This window comes from Glycomyces tenuis DSM 44171 (assembly GCF_000427885.1).
Taxonomy (GTDB): Bacteria; Actinomycetota; Actinomycetes; order Mycobacteriales; family Micromonosporaceae; genus Glycomyces; species Glycomyces tenuis.
In genome coordinates this window covers 87289-102404 of sequence record NZ_ATYW01000010.1, presented here as the reverse complement: position 1 = coordinate 102404, position 15116 = coordinate 87289, and the positions used below count along the sequence as shown (strand labels likewise).

Below are 15116 nucleotides of genomic sequence, written 5' to 3'. Positions count from 1 at the left end.
TCATCTGTATCGATCAATGTCAATAGATGGGTCGGCGGGTTCCGCCGGAAAGCGGTGGCCCGCTCGTGCCGCGGATGAGCAGTTTCGACTCCAGCTTCAGGACCGCGCCCGCCTCGCGGACGCCGCGGAGCTGCTCGTCGGCCGCCTGCACCGCCAAGTGCGCCAGGCGGGGCACGTCCTGGCGCACCGTCGTCAGATCGATGTGGCTGAGCCCGGCGATGTGGCTGTCGTCGTAGCCGACGACGGAGACCTGCTCGGGGACCTTCACTCCCGCGCGGGTGAAGACGTCGAGGAGCCCGATGGCGCACTGGTCGTTCGAGGCGAACACGGCGGTCGGCAGCGGCCCCTCCTCGGCGAGCATCGCCCGGGCCGCGTCACCGCCGCCCTCCTCGGTGTGGTTGCCGGGGACGACGCGGATGCGGTCGGCCAGGCCATGGGAGCGCATCGCATCGCGGTAGGCGCGGCGGCGCTCGGGCGCGCCCGCCCGCGAGCCCCCGTCGACGTGCACGATGTCCTCATGGCCCAGCCCGACGAGGTAGTCGACCACCTCCCGGGCGCCGGGCCGGTCGTAGGAGGTCACCACGTCGACCGGGGCGCCTCGGAGGTGGCGCCCGACCACGACGGTGGGGATGCGCCGGGCGATCTCGGTGATGTCCTCTTCGGGGATGTTCGGCCCGCACAGCAGCAGCGCCTCGCTGCGGTGCCCGATGAGCGCCTCGATGGCCTTGTGCTCGTCGCGCGTGGGGACGGCCGCGCTCAGCACCAGGTCGTAGCCGAGCTCCTCGGCGGCCGGGTAGACGGCCTCGACCAGGTCGACGTGGTAGGGGTTGCGGGCGGTGAACAGGACGCCGAGCACCTTGCTGCGGCCCCGCGCCAGCAGGCGGGCGGCCATGTCGGGGCGGTAGCCGAGCTCGGCCGCGGCCTCGAAGACCCGCTCGCGCGTCTCCGGGCTGGCGCCCGGCTGGCCTCGGAACACCAAAGACACCAGCGCCCGGGACACGCCGACCTTCGCGGCCACGTCGGCCATGGTGGGCTTGCGCGACCGCGGTGCCGGGGTGCGGTCTGGTCGGTTTCGAGGGTCCTGGGGGCTCATCGGGGGTCATCCTTCCGGTGGGGGCATATGGGGATCTCTACGGTCGAATCCTTGGCCGAGGGCCGTGACGCGGCCATTCTAGCCGCACTAGAGCGCGCTAGTATCGCGCTCTAGTGCGCATCGGAGGCGACACTGCGACCACTTCCACAGCATACGTCCCTTTTGGTCTCCGCACGGTCCGTCGCCGCCGCGCCCGCGGGCGGACCGCCGCGCGCCGGCCCCGCCGCGTCCGGGCAGTGGGACACCCGTCCCACCGGACGCCCGATCGCGGCGGCCCGGGTGGCAGACTTGAGGCGTGTTGCGATGGATGACAGCTGGAGAATCACACGGACCCGAACTCGTGGTCACCCTCGACGGCCTGCCCGCGGGCATCGAGCTCACCACCGGCGCCGTGGCCGCCGAACTGGCCCGACGCCGCCTCGGCTACGGGCGCGGCGCCCGCATGAAGTTCGAGGCCGACCAGGTCGGCTTCATCGGCGGCGTCCGCCACGGCCGCACCCTCGGCTCGCCCGTCGCCATCAAGGTCGGCAACACCGAATGGCCCAAGTGGGAGCAGGTCATGGCCGCCGACCCGGTCGACGAGGCCGTCCTCGAAGGGCTCGCCCGCAACGCGCCGCTCACCCGGCCCAGGCCCGGCCACGCCGACCTGGCCGGGATGCAGAAGTACGACCACACCGACGCCAGGCCCATCCTCGAGCGCGCCTCCGCCCGCGAGACCGCCGCCCGCGTCGCCGGCGGCACCGCCGCCAAGGCCTTCCTCGAACAGGCCTTCGGCATCGCGATCGTCTCCCACGTCAAGGCCCTCGGCCCGGTCCGCGTCAAGGACGGCACCGTCCCCACCCCGGCCGACGCCGAGGCGATCGACGCCGACCCGATGCGCTGCCTCGACCCCGACGCCTCGGCCCGCATGGTCGCCGAGGTCGACGCCGCCAAGAAGGACGCCGACACCCTCGGCGGGGTCGTCGAGGTCCTCGCCTACGGCGTCCCTCCCGGCCTGGGCTCCCACGTCCAGTGGGACCGCAAGCTCGACGCCCGCCTGGCCGCCGCGCTCATGTCCGTCCAGTCGGTCAAGGCCGTCGAGATCGGCGACGGGCTCATGCAGTCGAGCGTCCGCGGATCGTCCGCCCACGACGAGATCGTCCCCGGCGCCGAAGGCGTCGAGCGCCTCACCGACCGCGCCGGCGGCCTCGAAGGCGGCATCACCACCGGCCAGCCGGTGCGCGTCTCGGCGATGCTCAAGCCGATCTCGTCGCTGACCCGCCCGCTGCGCACCGTCGACACCGCCACCGGCGAGGCGGCCGAGGCCATCAACCAGCGCTCCGACGTGTGCGCCGTCCCCGCGGGCGGCGTCGTCGCCGAGTCGATGGTCGCCTACGTCCTCGCCGAGGCCGCGCTCGAGAAGTTCGGCGGCGACTCCGTCGCCGAGGCCCGCCGCAACATGGAGTCCTACAACGACCACCTGCGGGTGAAATGATGGGGATCGTCATCGTCGTCGGCCCGCCCGGCTCGGGCAAGACCACCGTCGGCACCGCGCTGGCCGAGCGCCTCGGCACGACCTTCCGCGACACCGACGCCGACATCGCCGCCGAGGCCGGCAAGCCGATCCCCGAGATCTTCATCGACCACGGCGAAGACCACTTCCGCGCGCTCGAACGCGAGGCCGTGCGCCGCGCCGTGGCCGAGCACGACGGCGTCCTCGCCCTCGGCGGGGGAGCGGTCATGGCCGAGGCCACCAGGAAACTCCTGACCGAGGTCCCCGTCGTCCACCTCCGCGTCGACCTCGCCGAGGCCGTCAAGCGCACCGAGATCGACCGCGGCCGGCCGCTCCTGGCCGTCAACCCGCGCGCCACGCTCCGCAGGCTCATGGACGAGCGCCTCCCGCTCTACCGCGAGATCGCCGACATCGAGGTCGACACCACCGGCCGGGACGTGGCGGACCTGGCCGAGGAGATCGCCGTGAAACTCCGCACCCGCACCGTCACCGTCGACGACGCCGAGACGCCGTACCCCGTCCTCATCGGACGCGGCGTCGTCGAGCGGCTGCCCGAGCACCTGGGCGGCGCCGCCCGCGTCGCCGTCGTCCACACCGCCAGCACCGCCGCGCTCGCCGAGCGGGTCGGATCGCTCGTGCCCGAGGGCGTCGCGGCGACCCTCATGGAGATCCCCGACGCCGAGGACGGCAAGTCCATCGCCGTCGCCGAGCAGTGCTGGGAGGCCCTCGGAGCCGAGGGCTTCACCCGCACCGACCTGGTCGTCGGCGTCGGCGGGGGAGCGGTGACCGACCTGGCCGGCTTCGTCGCGGCCTGCTGGCTGCGCGGTGTGGGCGTCGTCCACGTCCCGACCTCGCTGCTCGGCGCGGTGGACGCCGCCGTCGGCGGCAAGACCGGCGTCAACACCGCCGCCGGGAAGAACCTCGTCGGCGCCTTCCACCCGCCCCGCGCCGTCCTGGTCGACCTCGACCACTTCGCGAGCCTTCCCGAACGCGACCTGGCCGCCGGCATGGCGGAGGTCGTCAAGGCCGGGTTCATCGCCGACCCGGTCATCCTCGAACTGGTCGAGCGCGACCCCGCGGCCGCCTTGGACCCCGCGAGCCCGGTCTTCGCCGAACTGGTCGAGCGCGCCGTCGCCATGAAGGCCGGCGTCGTCGCCGCCGACCTCAAAGAGGGCGGCCTGCGGGCGATCCTCAACTACGGGCACACGCTCGCGCACGCGATCGAGAAGATCGAGCACTACCGCTGGCGGCACGGCGACGCCGTCGCCGTCGGCATGGTCTACGCCGCCCACCTCGGCGCGATCACCGGCCGCGTCGACCTGGTCGAGCGCACCAAGGCGGTGCTCGCCGCGATCGGCCTGCCCACCTCGTACGAGCCCGGCCGCTGGGACGAGATCAGCGCCGTCATGAAGATCGACAAGAAGAACATCGGCGCCACGCAGCGCTTCGTCCTGCTCGACGCCCTCGGCGAGGCCGTCGTCGTCGACGACGTGACCTCCGAGCAGCAGCGCCTGGCGTATGAGAGGCTCACCGAGTGAAGACCTATGTGCTCAACGGCCCCAACCTGAACCGGCTCGGCAGACGTGAGCCCGCGATATACGGCTCGCAGACCCTCGACGACCTCGCCGAGCTGTGCCGCGCCACGGGGGCCGAGCTCGGCCTGGAGGTCGACTTCCGGCAGACCAACGCCGAGCACGAGCTCCTCGCATGGCTGCACGAGGCCGCCGACGAGCAGATCCCGGTGGTGCTCAACGCCGCCGCCTGGACGCACACCTCGGTGGCCGTCGGCGACGCCTGCGCGCAGCTGACCGCGCCGCTCATCGAGGTCCACCTCTCCAACGTCCACCAGCGCGAGGCGTTCCGGCACCACTCGTACGTCTCGGCGCACGCCGTCGGCGTCATCGCGGGTCTGGGCGCACACGGCTACACCGCGGCCCTGCGCCACATCGCGGAAGGGATCTAGGGCACCCGCATCCGGCGCGAGCCGGGCGGGCGCCTCGGTCACATCTGGTCGGACATGTCCTTCAGGTGCTCGAGCGGCGGCAGGTGCACGCCATGGGCCTCGTTCCAGGCGTCCACGACCTGCGGACCGGCGGTGACGCTGAGGTACTCCATCGCGTCGAGGCCGTCCGCCACGGTCTCGTGGCCTTCGGCGTGCAGTGTCGCCGGAACGAGTGCCAGCCCGTCTCGGATGGCGGCGCTCAACCGCGCGTGGCCCTCGACGGCGTAGAACACGGTCTCGTCATAGGCGACCTTCAGGGGACCGTCCCGGTCCGCCTCGACCTCCGAATCGCCGATCGCCTTCGTCGGGTAAATGCGGTTCGGATCGAGCAGCAGCATGGGTCCGGGCCGGTGTCCGGAAGGGTGCTCTTGAGCGGACCGGTAGGCCCGTGTCACTTCCTCCACGATCTGCTCGGGAGTGGCGCGGGTGCTGTCGCAGACGATGTCGTAATTGCGAAGCCGGCATTTGTCGACGCCGTATCGGGACAGGAAACGGCCCCGTTCGCTGTCGCTGCGCTGCTTCAGGCGCGCCATCGCCTCCTGAAGCGAACTGTAGCCCTCGACGTCGTCGGCCGGGCGGCCGAGCACTCGCCGCGCCGACACCGACGGCTCGGTGATCAGATGCACTTTGAAGGCGTCCTTGAAGAAATGCCACGCCAGTCGGCTGTCCACCACCAGCTGCTCGCCCGAATCGGCGATGTCGGCCTGGAGCTGGTCCACATACCGGTCGATCTCCTCGTCGAGCTCGGCATGGACGTTCAGCTGCAACGCGGTCATTCCCCGTTCTTCGGCGATCTTTCGGTAGAGGTCGCCGATGCTGACTCTCCGCAGGCCCAATCGACGCGCGATTTCAACGGAGGCGGTGCTCTTGCCGCTTCCGAGATCGCCGTTGATGACGATTGACCGATTGCTGACCATCGAGTTACCTTCTCACCCCTGCGTCGAACCCCTTCGGATACCGAACTTACCGCAAGATCCTAGCAGTCGGAGCCCTCGGACTCCTCTGCCGCGACGCTGGTAGCGGACGTGTTCATGGGTCTCCAGCCACAGTTCCGCGGCCTTGGCATGGGGCGGCGGAGCGCGGCCGCTACTATTGACCGCCGGCCCGCATCAAACCCTCTATCGAAAGAGACATACGCCCGTGGCAACCACGAACGACCTCAAGAACGGCATGGTGCTCAACCTGGAGGGCCAGCTCTGGCAGGTCCAGGAATTCCAGCACGTCAAGCCCGGTAAAGGCCCGGCGTTCGTGCGCACGACCCTGAAGCAGATCCCCTCCGGCAAGATCGTCGACAAGACCTTCAACGCCGGCACCAAGGTCGAGACCGCCACCGTCGACCGCCGCACCATGCAGTACCTCTACAAGGACGGCGAGGACTTCGTGTTCATGGACATGGAGACCTACGACCAGTACCCGCTGGGCCCCGCCCTGGTCGGCGACGCCGGCAAGTGGATGCTGGAGAACTCCGAGGCCACGGTCGCCATGCACGAGGGCAAGGCCCTGTACGTCGAGCTCGCGGCCGCCGTCGAGCTCACCGTCACCTACACCGAGCCGGGCCTCCAGGGCGACCGCTCCTCGGGCGGCACCAAGCCCGCCACGGTCGAGACCGGCGCCCAGGTCAACGTGCCGCTCTTCATCGAGAACGGCGAGAAGATCAAGGTCGACACCCGCGACGGCAAATACCTCTCGCGGGCCTAGGCGCAGTGGGGAAGAAGCAGCGACAGACGGGCCCCCTCACCGCACGGACGAAATGGCGCATGCGCGCCGTCGAGATCCTCTACGAATCCGAGAGCCGCGACGAGCCGGTCGAGACCGTGCTCACCGAGCGCGCCGGACGCGCCGCCGCCGACCCCGAGGCGCCCCGGCTCCCCGCCTACGCCGAGCGGCTGGTGCGCGGCGTGGCCGAGCACATCGACGAGATCGACGAGGCGCTGCGCGAGGCCGCGGCGGGCTGGTCGATCGAGCGGATGCCCGCCGTCGACCGGAACGTGCTGCGGGTCGGGCTCTACGAGATCCGCTTCGTCGAGGACGTCGACGCGCCGGTGGCCATCAAGGAGGCGCTCCGCGTGGCCGAGCAGATCGGCTCCTCGGACGACCCGGCGTTCGTCAACGCCGTCCTCGACAAGGCCGCCCGTCCCTGGTGGAGCGCCGAGTCCGACGAGGCGCGCGGCACCGAGGACTGAGGCTCGAGAGCACGACGGCCGGGACGCCCGCGAGGGCGGCCCGGCCGTGTCGTATGCGCGCGGGTCACCGCCGCCTGACGGTGGACGTCGGCGCGGAGCCGCGGCGGCCGACCGGCCGCGGGGATCGGTGATCGCGGCCCGGTCGTGTCGCGTGTGCCGACTCGGTCGGCGGTCCTGCCGCCGGCCACGAGGCCGGCTGGTCGCGAGTGGCGCTCGCCGCGTCCGCGGCGGGCTCCAAGCGCGGATGGATCCGTCCCGCGGCGGACCCGCATGGCCGCACGGGGACTGAATCGTTTTTACGCCGCGGCGACGCTACTCGTCGGCCGCGAAGAAGGCTTGGAGGTCGTGCACGAGGACACCGAAGTCCTCGAGCTTCTCGATCAGACCGGAGGGCGTGGTCGAGTAGATGACCGCCAGGGTGTAGAGGTCGTCGGCGCGGATGGAGAGGATCCGGCCGTTGTAGTCGCCGCGGCGCTGCTGGATCGAGCGCGCCAGCTTGGCGACGTGCTCCAGGTCCGCGTCGGGGTGGTCGTAGAGCGCCTCGAGGTTGAGGACGATCTTCTCGGGCTGCTCGACGGGGAGCGGCACGCCCTCCGGCAGCAGTTCCGAGACGGGGATCCGGTAGAAGTCGGCCAGCTCGGCGAGGCGGCTGACGGTGATGGACCGGTCGCCGCGCTCGTAGGAACCGATGACGACGGCCTTCCACTTGCCGCCGGATTTGTCCTCTACGCCTTGCAACGACAGCCCCTGCTGCATGCGGATGTCACGCAGCCGGTTGCCGAGCGCCTTGGCGTATTCAGATGTCGCCATGTGGGATCAACTCCAAGTTTTCGGTACGGGAGGAACCCTATTGTTGACTACAGTCGGTGACCATCGGCCGTTGGGGTCCCCGAAACCAGTGTTCTTCGTCGCGTGAGGCCCGCCTGCCCGCTTTCCAAACCTTGCTAAATCCGTCATACGGGTGCCTTTCGGTGGCCCTCGCGTCCGGTCTGCCTTCACGCTCCGTTACGGCCGACGTAAGATGGCCCGCGACGAAACCGTTCTTTAACAGACCGTCCAGTGAGGCGGAGAAGGAGGTTCGCGTGGCTCACCCTGCCCGCCGTGCGCCGTCCGAGAACCCGGACCGGCCACCAGGAGGCAAGCAGATCCTGTCCGCCGAGGACATCGGCCGCATCCTCGACCGCATCGCCCACCAGATCCTCGAGAAGACCAAGGGCGCCCCCGACACGATCCTGCTCGGCATCCCCACCCGCGGCGTCGCGCTCGCCGGCCGCCTGGCCGACCGCATCCGGCGCTTCGCCGACATCGAGGTCCCCGCCGGGACGCTCGACGTCACGCTCTACCGGGACGACCTGCGCCGCCGCGCGCTCCGCCCGCTCGGGCCCACCGACCTTCCGCCGTCCGGAGTGGACGACCAGCGGGTCGTCCTCGTCGACGACGTCCTCTACTCCGGCCGCACCGTCCGCGCCGCCCTCAACGCCCTCTACGACCTCGGCCGCCCCGCCCAGGTGCAGCTGGCGATCCTGGTCGACCGCGGCCACCGCGAACTGCCCATCCGCGCCGACTACGTCGGCAAGAACATCCCCACCGCTCGCGACGAGAACGTGGCGGTCCGCCTCACCGAGTACGACGGCTCCGACGCCGTCGTCCTCACCGGAGGCGAGGGCCGGTGAAGCACCTGCTGACGACCAAGGACCTCAGCCGCGATGAGGCCGAGCTCATCCTCGACCTCACCGGCCAGATGGCCGAGGCGGTCTCCGGCCGCGAGGTCCCCAAGCTCCCCACCCTCCGCGGGCGCACCGTGGTCAACCTGTTCTACGAGGACTCCACCCGGACCCGCACCTCCTTCGAGACCGCCGCCAAGCGCCTCAGCGCCGACGTCGTGAACTTCTCGGCCAAGACCTCCAGCGTCAACAAGGGCGAGAGCCTCAAGGACACCGCGCTCACCCTCCAGGCCATGGGCCCCGAGGCCGTGGTCATCCGCCACCCCGCCTCCGGTGCGCCTCAGCGGCTCACCCAGTGGGTCGACGGCGCCGTCCTCAACGCCGGGGACGGCACCCACGCCCACCCCACGCAGGCCCTTCTCGACGCCTACACGATGCGAAGGCGCCTGGGCGGCATCGAGGGCCGTACCGTCGCCATCGTCGGCGACATCCTCCACAGCAGAGTCGCACGCTCCAACATCTGGCTGCTGTCGAAACTGGGCGCCCGCGTGAGGCTGGTCGGCCCGCCCACGCTGCTGCCCACCGACATCGACGCCTGGCCCGTCGAGGTCTCCTACGACCTCGACGCCTCCCTGCGCGACGCCGACGCGGTCATGATGCTGCGCGTCCAGCGCGAGCGCATGAACGACGCGTTCTTCCCGACCGCCAACGAGTACGCGCGCCTCTACGGGCTCGACGAGCGCCGCCTGGCCCTCATGCCCGAGCACGCCGTCGTCATGCACCCCGGGCCGATGAACCGCGGCATGGAGATCGCCGCCCGCGTCGCCGACTCCCCGAGAGCCACCATCACCGAGCAGGTCGCCAACGGCGTCTGGGTCCGCATGGCCGTGCTCTACCTGCTGCTGACGAACGGAGAGACCCGATGACCGAGTCCACACTCATCAAAGGCGCCGACATCGTCGGCCGAGGCCGCGCCGACGTCCTCGTCCGCGAGGGCCGCGTCGCCGAGATCGGCACGCCGAGCGGGGCCGGGGCCGCCGTCGTCGACGCCGACGGCCTGGTGCTCCTGCCCGGCCTGGTCGACCTCCACACCCACCTGAGGGAACCCGGCCGCGAGGACGCCGAGACCGTCCACACCGGCACCCGCGCCGCCGCCAAGGGCGGCTACACGGCTGTGTGCGCCATGGCCAACTCCTACCCCGTCGCCGACACCGCCGGCGTCGTCGAGCAGGTCGCCGCGCTCGGCCGCGCCGCCGGCTACGCCGACGTCCAGCCCATCGGCGCGGTCTCGGTGGGACTCGCCGGCGAGCGCCTCGCCGAGATCGGCGCGATGGCCTACTCGGCCGCGAAGGTCCGCATGTTCTCCGACGACGGCCACTGCGTCTCCGACGCCAGGCTCATGCGCCGGGCCCTGGAGTACGTCAAGACCTTCGACGGCCTGATCGCCCAGCACGCCGAGGAGCCGCGCCTCACCGAAGGCGCCCAGATGAACGAGGGCGCCGTCTCCGCCGAACTCGGCCTGCCCGGCTGGCCGGCCGTCGCCGAGGAGGCGATCATCGCCCGCGACGTGCTCCTGGCCGAGCACGTCGGCGCGCGGATCCACTTCTGCCACATCTCGACCGCCCGCTCGGTCGAGATCATCCGCGAGGCCAAGGGCCGCGGCGTCGATGTCACCGCCGAGGTCTGCCCGCACCACCTGCTGCTGACCGACGCGAAGGCCCACACCTACGACCCGGTCTACAAGGTCAACCCGCCGCTGCGCTCGGACGCCGACGTGGCGGCCCTGCGGGCCGCGCTCGCCGAGGGCGTCGTCGACGCCGTCGCCACCGACCACGCCCCGCACGCCCCGCAGGACAAGGACTGCGAGTGGTCCGCGGCCCGGCCGGGCATGCTCGGCCTGGAGACGGCCCTGTCGATCACCGTCGCCGCCCTCGGCGGCCCCGACGGCGTCGTCTGGGACCTCGTCGCCGAGCGCACCTCGCGCACGCCGGCGCGCATCGCCTCCCTCGCCGCCCACGGCCGCGACCCCGAACCGGGCCTCGAGGCGAACTTCACGCTCGTCGACCCCTCCCAGAGCTGGACGGTGGTGCCCTCCGAACTGGCGTCGCTGTCCCAGAACACCCCCTACGCCGGGATGGAGCTCCCGGTGACGATCCAGGCGACGTTCCTGAGAGGACGCGCCACCGTACTCGACGGCAAGCTGACCGAGACCGCGGAGGAGACCCGATGAGCAGCAACCGCGCCCCAGCGATCCTCGTCCTCGAAGACGGCCGCGCCTTCCGCGGCGAGGCCTACGGCTCGGTCGGGGAGACCTTCGGCGAGGCCGTCTTCGCGACCGGCATGACCGGCTACCAGGAGACCCTCACCGACCCGTCCTACTACGGGCAGGTCGTCACCCAGACCGCCCCGCAGATCGGCAACACCGGCTGGAACGACGAGGACGACGAGTCCCACCGCATCTGGGTCGCCGGCTACGTCGTCCGCGACCCCTCCCGCATCACCTCGAACTGGCGCGCCGAGCGCGGCCTCGAGGACGAGCTGGCCGCCCAGGGCGTCGTGGGCATCTGCGGGGTCGACACGCGCGCCCTCACCCGCCACCTGCGCGAGGCGGGAGCGATGCGCGTCGGCATCTCCTCCAGGAACACCGACGAGGCCGCGCTCCTGGCGAAGGTCCGCAACGCCCCGCACATGGCCGGGGCCAACCACGTCGGCGCCGTCACCGCCTCCGAGCCCTACACCTACGAGGCCGAGCGGACGAAGTACACCGTCGCCGCCCTCGACCTGGGCATCAAGCGGAACACGCCGCGCCGCCTCGCCGAGCGCGGCATCACCACCACCGTCTACCCGGCCTACGCGACGGTTGAACTCCTGCTCTCGGGCAACCCCGATGCGGTGTTCCTCTCCAACGGGCCGGGCGACCCGGCCACCGCCGACCACCAGGTCGAGCTCACGCGCGAGCTGCTGCGCCGCAAAGTCCCCGTCTTCGGCATCTGCTTCGGCAACCAGATCCTCGGGCGAGCGCTCGGCCTGGGCACCTACAAGCTCAAGTACGGCCACCGCGGCATCAACCAGCCCGTGCTCGACCGCCACACGAACAAGGTGGAGATCACCGCCCACAACCACGGCTTCGCCCTCGCGCCGCCGGAGTCGGGGGAGTACTTCGAGACCGAGTTCGGGCGCGTCCAGGTCAGCCACGTCTGCCTCAACGACGACGTCGTCGAAGGGCTCACCTGCCTGGACGTCCCCGCCTACTCCGTCCAGTACCACCCGGAGGCCGCCGGCGGGCCGCACGACGCCGACTACCTGTTCGACCGCCTCACCGCGATGATCGACGAGCACAAGGGAGCCGACACCAATGCCTAAACGCGACGACATCCACCACGTCCTGGTCATCGGATCCGGCCCCATCCAGATCGGCCAGGCCTGCGAGTTCGACTACTCCGGCACCCAGGCGTGCCGCGTGCTCCGCGAGGAGGGCATCAGGGTCACCCTGGTCAACTCCAACCCGGCCACCATCATGACCGACCCCGAGTTCGCCGACGCCACCTACGTCGAGCCGATCACCACCGAGGTCATCGAGCAGGTCATCGCCCGCGAGAAGCCCGACGCGCTGCTGCCGACCCTCGGCGGCCAGACCGCCCTCAACGCCGCCGTCGCCCTCACCGAGGCCGGCATCCTCGACAAGTACGGCGTCGAGCTCATCGGCGCCGACATGGACGCCATCCAGCGCGGCGAGGACCGCCAGCAGTTCAAGGAGGTCGTCATCAAGGCCGGCGGCGAAGTGCCCCGCTCGGCCGTCTGCCACACCATGGACGAGGTCCGCGCCACCGTCGCCGACCTCGGCCTGCCGGTCGTCATCCGGCCCTCGTTCACCATGGGCGGCCTCGGATCCGGCATGGCCCACACCTGGGAGGACGTCGACCGCATCGCGGGCGGCGGCCTGGCCGAGTCGCCCACCACCGAGGTCCTCATCGAAGAGAGCGTCCTGGGCTGGAAGGAGTACGAGCTCGAGCTGATGCGGGACCACCGCGACAACGTCGTCGTGGTCTGCTCGATCGAGAACGTCGACCCCATGGGCGTCCACACCGGCGACTCGGTCACCGTCGCCCCCGCCATGACCCTCACCGACCGCGAGTACCAGCACATGCGGGACGTCGGCATCGCCGTCCTGCGCGAGGTCGGCGTCGACACCGGCGGCTGCAACATCCAGTTCGCGATCGACCCCGCCGACGGCCGGATCATCGTCATCGAGATGAACCCGCGCGTCTCGCGCTCCTCGGCGCTGGCCTCCAAGGCCACCGGCTTCCCCATCGCCAAGATCGCCGCGAAGCTCGCCATCGGGTACACCCTCGACGAGATCGCCAACGACATCACCAAGGCCACCCCCGCCGCGTTCGAGCCGACGCTCGACTACGTCGTCGTCAAGGTGCCGCGCTTCACCTTCGAGAAGTTCCCCGGCGCCGACCCGACGCTGACGACCACCATGAAGTCCGTCGGCGAGGCCATGAGCCTGGGCCGCACCTTCCAGCAGGCCCTCCAGAAGGCCCTGCGCTCCACCGAGACCAAGGCCGCCGGCTTCTGGACGCGGCCCGACCCCGAGGGCGCCACCCTCGAGAACACCCTCGAAGCGCTCCGGACCGCCCACGACGGCACCCTCTACACCGCCGAGCGGGCGATGCGCCTGGGCGCCACCGTCGACCAGGTCCACGCCGCCTGCAAGATCGACCCGTGGTTCCTCGACCAGATCGCCCAGCTCGTCGACCTGCGCGCCGAGATCCAGGCCGCCCCCGTCATCGACGAGGCACTCCTGTGGAAGGCCAAGCGGGCCGGCTGCTCCGACGCCCAGATCGCCGCCCTGCGGCCCGAGCTCGCCGGCGAGGAGGGCGTCCGCCGCCTGCGCCTGCGCCTCGGCCTGCGCCCGGTCTACAAGACCGTCGACACCTGCGCCGCCGAGTTCGCCGCCGACACGCCCTACCACTACTCGGCCTATGAGGACGAGACCGAGGTCGCGCCCTCGGCCCGCCCCAAGGTCATGATCCTCGGCTCGGGGCCCAACCGGATCGGGCAGGGCATCGAGTTCGACTACAGCTGCGTCCACGCCGTCCAGGCGCTCCGCGAGGCCGGCTACGAGACGATCATGGTCAACTGCAACCCCGAGACCGTCTCCACCGACTACGACACCGCCGACCGCCTCTACTTCGAGCCGCTCACCTTCGAGGACGTCAGCGAGGTCTACGAGGCCGAGCACGCCTCCGGCCTGGCGGGCGGCGGTCCCGGCGTCGTCGGCGTCGTCGTCCAGCTCGGCGGCCAGACCCCGCTCGGCCTGGCCGCGCGCCTGGAGAAGGCCGGACTGCCCATCGTGGGCACCTCTCCGTCCGCCATCCACGCCGCCGAGGACCGCGGTGTCTTCGGGCGCCTCCTCGACGAGCTCGGACTCGTCTCGCCCGCGAACGGCACCGCCACCTCCTTCGAGGAGGCCAGGGACGTCGCCGCCCAGATCGGCTACCCCGTCCTCGTGCGGCCCTCCTACGTCCTCGGCGGCCGCGGCATGGAGATCGTCTACGACGAGGACTCGCTCGCCGGGTACATCTCCCGCGCCACCGAGGCCAGCCCCGAGCATCCGGTCCTGGTCGACCGCTTCCTCGACGACGCCGTCGAGATCGACGTCGACTGCCTGTGCGACGGCGAGGACTTCTACCTCGGCGGCATCATGGAGCACATCGAGGAGGCCGGCGTCCACTCCGGCGACTCCTCCTGCGCGCTCCCGCCGATCACCCTCGGCGGCGCCGTCATCGAGCAGATCCGCGAGTACACCGCCAAGCTCGCCTTCGGCATCGGCGTGCGGGGCCTGATGAACGTCCAGTACGCCCTCAAGGACGATCAGCTGTACGTCCTGGAGGCCAACCCGCGGGCCTCCCGCACCGTCCCGTTCGTCTCCAAGGCCACCGCCGTCCCGCTCGCCAAGGCCGCCGCCCGCATCGCCATGGGGGCCACCATCACCCAGCTGCGCGACGAGGGCATGCTGCTCCCCGAGGGCGACGGCTCCGACGCCGGACCCGAGGCGCCCATCAGCGTCAAGGAGGTCGTCCTGCCGTTCAAGCGCTTCCGCACCACCGAAGGCGCCGGCATCGACGCGCTCCTCGGCCCCGAGATGAAGTCCACCGGCGAGGTCATGGGCATCAACGGCTCCTTCGGGCTCGCCTTCGCCAAGGCCACCCTCGCCGTCTACGGCAGGCTCCCCACCTCCGGGAAGGTCTTCGTCTCCGTCGCCGACCGCGACAAGCGGGCCGTCGTCTTCCCCGTCAGGCGCCTGGTCGACCTCGGCTTCGACGTCTACGCCACCAAAGGGACCGGCCTGGTCCTGAAGCGCCACGGCATCGACTCCACGCCCGTCGCCCGCCACTCCGGCGAGCACGGCGAGGCCGAGACCGACGCGGTCGGCCTCATCGCCTCCGGCGAGGTCGACCTGGTCATCACCACGCCCTCGGCCTCCTCCGGGCCCCGCACCGACGGCTGGGAGATCCGCTCGGCGGCCGTCGTCGCCGACGTCTCCTGCGTCACCACCGTCCAGGGCGCGGCCGCCGCCGTCATGGGCATCGAGGCCGCGTCCAGGGGCGAGCTGACGGTCACACCGCTCCAAGAGCTCCACCGCCGGCTGCGAGGTTGACGGTCACTCGACGAA

13 protein-coding genes are annotated in these 15116 nt (G+C 71.1%); 10 read left to right on the top strand and 3 right to left on the bottom strand.

Annotated features, from left to right (window positions below):
- Positions 1-19 precede the first annotated feature (19 nt).
- Positions 20-1093 (bottom strand): LacI family DNA-binding transcriptional regulator, encoded by a 1074-nt coding sequence (locus tag YWW_RS30195; RefSeq protein WP_245595421.1) that lies wholly within the window; start codon positions 1091-1093, stop codon positions 20-22.
- 295 nt (positions 1094-1388) lie between these two features.
- Between YWW_RS30195 and aroC the strand changes: the two genes are divergently transcribed.
- The 3 genes from aroC to aroQ are packed head-to-tail and all read left to right on the top strand — an operon-like array spanning position 1389 to position 4548.
- Positions 1389-2567 (top strand): chorismate synthase, encoded by a 1179-nt coding sequence (gene aroC / locus YWW_RS0113400; RefSeq protein ID WP_026930531.1) that lies wholly within the window; start codon positions 1389-1391, stop codon positions 2565-2567.
- Positions 2567-4123, top strand: a complete 1557-nt coding sequence (gene aroB, locus YWW_RS0113395) for a 3-dehydroquinate synthase (RefSeq protein WP_051325760.1) — start codon at positions 2567-2569, stop codon at positions 4121-4123. The genes aroC and aroB overlap by 1 nt, the downstream gene beginning before the upstream one ends.
- A complete protein-coding gene (gene aroQ, locus YWW_RS0113390) occupies positions 4120-4548 on the top strand; it encodes a type II 3-dehydroquinate dehydratase (protein WP_026930529.1) in 429 nt (142 codons plus the stop codon). The genes aroB and aroQ overlap by 4 nt, the downstream gene beginning before the upstream one ends.
- Positions 4549-4586: 38 nt before the next feature.
- On the opposite strand, the gene YWW_RS0113385 is transcribed toward aroQ, so the two are convergent.
- Positions 4587-5504, bottom strand: a complete 918-nt coding sequence (locus YWW_RS0113385; RefSeq protein ID WP_026930528.1) for an AAA family ATPase — start codon at positions 5502-5504, stop codon at positions 4587-4589.
- A 223-nt stretch (positions 5505-5727) separates the two neighbouring features.
- On the opposite strand from YWW_RS0113385, the gene efp reads away from it, so the two are divergent.
- Positions 5728-6285 carry an elongation factor P gene (gene efp, locus YWW_RS0113380; RefSeq protein WP_026930527.1) on the top strand — a complete coding sequence of 186 codons (558 nt, stop codon included), beginning with the start codon at positions 5728-5730 and terminating at the stop codon, positions 6283-6285.
- 5 nt (positions 6286-6290) lie between these two features.
- Entirely contained in the window at positions 6291-6770 is a 480-nt protein-coding gene (gene nusB / locus YWW_RS30190) for a transcription antitermination factor NusB (protein WP_281171004.1), read from the top strand.
- Positions 6771-7082: 312 nt separating this feature from the next.
- Here nusB and YWW_RS0113370 read toward each other — a convergent pair whose 3' ends face one another.
- On the bottom strand, positions 7083-7580 hold the full coding sequence (locus YWW_RS0113370) for a transcriptional regulator (protein WP_026930526.1): 498 nt from the start codon (positions 7578-7580) through the stop codon (positions 7083-7085).
- Between the two features lie 272 nt (positions 7581-7852).
- Between YWW_RS0113370 and pyrR the strand changes: the two genes are divergently transcribed.
- The 5 genes from pyrR to carB are packed head-to-tail and all read left to right on the top strand — an operon-like array spanning position 7853 to position 15101.
- Positions 7853-8443: a bifunctional pyr operon transcriptional regulator/uracil phosphoribosyltransferase PyrR gene (gene pyrR / locus YWW_RS0113365; protein ID WP_026930525.1), complete on the top strand. Its 591-nt coding sequence runs from the start codon at positions 7853-7855 to the stop codon at positions 8441-8443.
- Entirely contained in the window at positions 8440-9360 is a 921-nt protein-coding gene (locus tag YWW_RS0113360; RefSeq protein ID WP_026930524.1) for an aspartate carbamoyltransferase catalytic subunit, read from the top strand. Before pyrR ends, YWW_RS0113360 begins: the two co-directional genes overlap by 4 nt.
- Positions 9357-10664, top strand: a complete 1308-nt coding sequence (locus tag YWW_RS0113355) for a dihydroorotase (protein WP_026930523.1) — start codon at positions 9357-9359, stop codon at positions 10662-10664. The genes YWW_RS0113360 and YWW_RS0113355 overlap by 4 nt, the downstream gene beginning before the upstream one ends.
- Positions 10661-11797: a glutamine-hydrolyzing carbamoyl-phosphate synthase small subunit gene (gene carA / locus YWW_RS0113350; protein ID WP_026930522.1), complete on the top strand. Its 1137-nt coding sequence runs from the start codon at positions 10661-10663 to the stop codon at positions 11795-11797. Before YWW_RS0113355 ends, carA begins: the two co-directional genes overlap by 4 nt.
- The gene (carB, locus tag YWW_RS0113345) at positions 11790-15101 is read left to right on the top strand and encodes a carbamoyl-phosphate synthase large subunit (RefSeq protein ID WP_026930521.1); all 3312 of its coding nucleotides are present in this window, start codon (positions 11790-11792) and stop codon (positions 15099-15101) included. Before carA ends, carB begins: the two co-directional genes overlap by 8 nt.
- Positions 15102-15116: the final 15 nt, after the last annotated feature.

Excerpts from the sequence above, each read along its gene's own strand:
- YWW_RS30195 (WP_245595421.1), bottom strand. The coding sequence starts at position 1,093 with ATGAGCCCCCAGGACCCTCGAAACCGACCAGACCGCACCCCGGCACCG.
- aroB (WP_051325760.1), top strand. The coding sequence starts at position 2,567 with ATGGGGATCGTCATCGTCGTCGGCCCGCCCGGCTCGGGCAAGACCACC.
- YWW_RS0113385 (WP_026930528.1), bottom strand. The coding sequence starts at position 5,504 with ATGGTCAGCAATCGGTCAATCGTCATCAACGGCGATCTCGGAAGCGGC.
- YWW_RS0113370 (WP_026930526.1), bottom strand. The coding sequence starts at position 7,580 with ATGGCGACATCTGAATACGCCAAGGCGCTCGGCAACCGGCTGCGTGAC.
- YWW_RS0113355 (WP_026930523.1), top strand. The coding sequence starts at position 9,357 with ATGACCGAGTCCACACTCATCAAAGGCGCCGACATCGTCGGCCGAGGC.
- carA (WP_026930522.1), top strand. The coding sequence starts at position 10,661 with ATGAGCAGCAACCGCGCCCCAGCGATCCTCGTCCTCGAAGACGGCCGC.
- carB (WP_026930521.1), top strand. The coding sequence starts at position 11,790 with ATGCCTAAACGCGACGACATCCACCACGTCCTGGTCATCGGATCCGGC.